Consider the following 3,148-nt stretch of genomic DNA (forward strand, 5'->3'; position numbering starts at 1 on the left):
GAAAGTCCTAAAAAACAGAAACCTTTATGGCCGTCATTCCCGCCACACAACCAAAAAGCCGTCTGAAAATTCAGACGGCTTTTACCGTTAAATCTAAAGATTAATGCTCGTGGCCGCAGCCGCATTTCATATCAATCACCATGCGGCCGGTGATTTTACCGTCGCGCATTTCCTGGAAGATGGCCGGTGCGTCTTCAATCGGGCGTTTCTGCACCAGCGGCACCACCAGACCTTCGGCGCCGAATTGGAAGGCTTCTTCCAAATCTTTGCGCGTACCCACCAGCGAGCCGACCACTTCGATGCCGTCCAGCACGATGCGCGGAATCGACAAATCCATAGACTCGGGCGGCAGGCCGATGGCGACTACGCGACCGCCTGCGCGTACGCAGTCCACGGCGGAGTTGAAGGCTGCTTTCGATACGGCGGTCACAATCGCCGCGTGCGCGCCGCCGGTTTTTTCCTGAATGACTTTGGCGGCATCTTCTTTGGCGGCATTGATGATGATATCCGCGCCGACTTCTTTGGCAAAGGCCAATTTGTCGTCATTGATGTCGATGGCAATCACGTGCGCGCCGAATACTTTTTTCGCATACTGCACGCCCAAGTTGCCCAAGCCGCCCGCGCCATATACGGCAATCCATTGGCCGGGGCGCACGCCGGATACTTTCACGCCTTTATAGGTGGTGACGCCCGCGCAGGTAATGCTCGAAGCCTGCGCCGGATCCAGGCCTTCCGGCACTTTCACGGCATAATCGGCAGCCACGATACAGTGCGTCGCCATGCCGCCGTCTGCGGTATAGCCGGCGTTCAATACGCTGCGGCACAGGGTTTCGCGCCCGGTATTACAGTATTCGCACGAGCCGCAGCTTTGAAACAGCCAAGCGATGCTCACGCGGTCGCCGACTTTCAGGTTTTTCACGCCGTCGGCCACTTCTTTCACCAAGCCGATGCCTTCATGACCCAGCACACGGCCGGGTTTTTCGCCGTAATCGCCGGCGGCAACGTGCAAATCGGTATGGCACACGCCGCAATATTCTACTTCGACCAGCGCTTCTCCGTATTCCAAGCCGCGGATGTCGCGCTCTACTACTTCCACATCGCCTTCAACTGCTTGATTGACAACCACTGCACGCATTTTCATGGTTTACCTCCTGAGTTTGCTGTTGGGAAAAGAATAAAGCAGCGAACCGCCGCAGCGGGCGGCGGGTTTGGCCTCGTCTGCTGTATCCAGCATAAGCCCCGCGAGCGCCCGCTGTCAACAGTTATCCTTTTGAAGAAAAAGGTAATTTGTGTTAAATCAATATCGGTTTATGTAAGTGATTTACTTACATACAGTTTGCCGAAAAATAAATCAGGCCGTCTGAAAGTGCGCTTATTACCGCCCAAATCTTTGCCTGCCGCGCTTTGCCGTTTTTTATAAAACTACATTTCCCCGCCTGACACATTTTTGCAAACACACCTGCTTGAATTAAAAAGAAAAACCGACTATGCTTTTTTCAAGCGTTTGCGTTCGGACGTATGCGCCAACCAGGTCGATGACCGCCCACCCACTGACAAGGAGAAGCATCATGGCAAAAAATCTGAATGTGTTTGACAAAGAATACGGCTTGTTGATTAACGGCGAGTGGACGAAAGGCTCGGAAGGCGTGATGCTTTCTTCTTACAACCCTGCCAACGGTGCAGAGCTGGCGAAGTTTGTCGATGCCAGCAATGCGGATGTGGATGCGGCCGTTGCCGCCGCGCAGGCAGCGTTTGAAACTTGGAAAAAAACCACCGTTACCGAACGCGCGGCGATTCTGAACCAAATCGCCGACATCATTGATGAAAACGCCGAACTGTTCGCCCTGCAGGAAACGCTGGACAACGGCAAGCCCATCCGCGAAACCCGCGCCGCCGACATCCCGCTGGCTTCCGACCATTTCCGCTACTTTGCCGGCGTGATTCGCGGCGAAGAAGGCACGGCCACCCAGCTGGACGAAGAAGATTTGTCGCTGGTTTTGCGCGAACCCATCGGCGTGGTCGGCCAGATTATCCCGTGGAACTTCCCCTTCCTGATGGCCGCCTGGAAAATCGCACCCGCGCTGGCTGCGGGCTGCACCATCGTCATCCACCCCTCTTCCAGCACCTCGCTGAGCCTGCTTTCGTTTGCCCAAAAAATCAACCACCTGCTGCCTAAAGGCGTGTTGAACATTATCACCGGCAAAGGTTCGAAATCCGGCGAATACATGCTGCACCACAAAGGCTTCAACAAGCTGGCGTTTACCGGCTCCACCGAAATCGGCCGCCGCATCGGCATCGCCGCCGCCGAAATGCTGATTCCGTCCACGCTGGAGCTGGGCGGCAAGTCCGCCAACATCTTCTTTGACGATATGCCGTTTGACAAAGCCCTCGAAGGCGCGCAAAAAGGCATTTTGTTCAACCAAGGCCAAGTGTGCTGCGCCGGCTCACGCATTTTCGTACAGGAAGGCATTTACGACAAATTCGTCGCCGCGCTGGCGGAAGAGTTCAAAAAAATCAAAGTCGGCCTGCCGTGGGAAGACGATACCCAAATGGGTTCGCAAGTCAACGCCGGCCAGCTGGAAACCATTTTGAAATACGTCAAAATCGGCGAACAGGAAGGCTGCCGCATCATCACCGGCGGTAAAAAAATCGAAGGCGGCTTGGAAGCCGGCGCTTTCGTCGAGCCTACCCTGATTGAAGCGGGCAACGACAGCCGCATTTCCCAAGAAGAAATCTTCGGCCCGGTTGCGACCGTGATTAAATTCAAAACCGAAGAAGAAGTCGTCAAAATGGCCAACGACAGCGAATACGGCCTGGGCGGCGCAGTTTGGAGCAAAGACATCAACCGCTGCCTGCGCGTATCCCGCGCACTCGAAACCGGCCGCGTGTGGGTCAACTGCTACAACCGCCTGCCCGCCCACGCACCGTTCGGCGGCTACAAAACCTCCGGCATCGGCCGCGAAACCCACAAAATGATGCTGGCCGCCTACACTCAGGTGAAAAACATCTACATCAGCACCCGCGAAGAGCGCGAAGGCCTGTATTGATTGGATGTTGGAACAGCCAAAGCCGTCTGAAAACGCCCGCCGTTTCAGACGGCTTTTTTTTCAGACGGCTTTTGATGTATAGTGGATTCAAATAAGAAAGA

The 3,148-nt window shown here is 55.0% G+C and carries 2 protein-coding genes; one reads left to right on the forward strand and one right to left on the reverse strand.

Annotation, left to right across the window (positions count from 1 at the left end; all coding sequences use genetic code 11):
• Positions 1 to 100 precede the first annotated feature (100 nt).
• Positions 101 to 1,141, reverse strand: a complete 1,041-nt coding sequence (gene adhP, locus BDE01S_RS09400) for an alcohol dehydrogenase AdhP (RefSeq protein WP_082790460.1) — start codon at positions 1,139 to 1,141, stop codon at positions 101 to 103.
• A 427-nt stretch (positions 1,142 to 1,568) separates the two neighbouring features.
• Here adhP and BDE01S_RS09405 point away from each other — a divergent pair, with 427 nt between their 5' ends.
• Positions 1,569 to 3,047 (forward strand): aldehyde dehydrogenase family protein, encoded by a 1,479-nt coding sequence (locus BDE01S_RS09405; protein WP_066080715.1) that lies wholly within the window; start codon positions 1,569 to 1,571, stop codon positions 3,045 to 3,047.
• Positions 3,048 to 3,148: the final 101 nt, after the last annotated feature.

Source organism: Bergeriella denitrificans NBRC 102155 (assembly GCF_001592185.1).
Classification (GTDB): Bacteria; Pseudomonadota; Gammaproteobacteria; order Burkholderiales; family Neisseriaceae; genus Neisseria; species Neisseria denitrificans.

Bases quoted from the DNA above. Each gene is read 5' to 3' on its own strand.
- adhP (WP_082790460.1), bottom strand. From the start codon at position 1,141: ATGAAAATGCGTGCAGTGGTTGTCAATCAAGCAGTTGAAGGCGATGTG.
- BDE01S_RS09405 (WP_066080715.1), top strand. From the start codon at position 1,569: ATGGCAAAAAATCTGAATGTGTTTGACAAAGAATACGGCTTGTTGATT.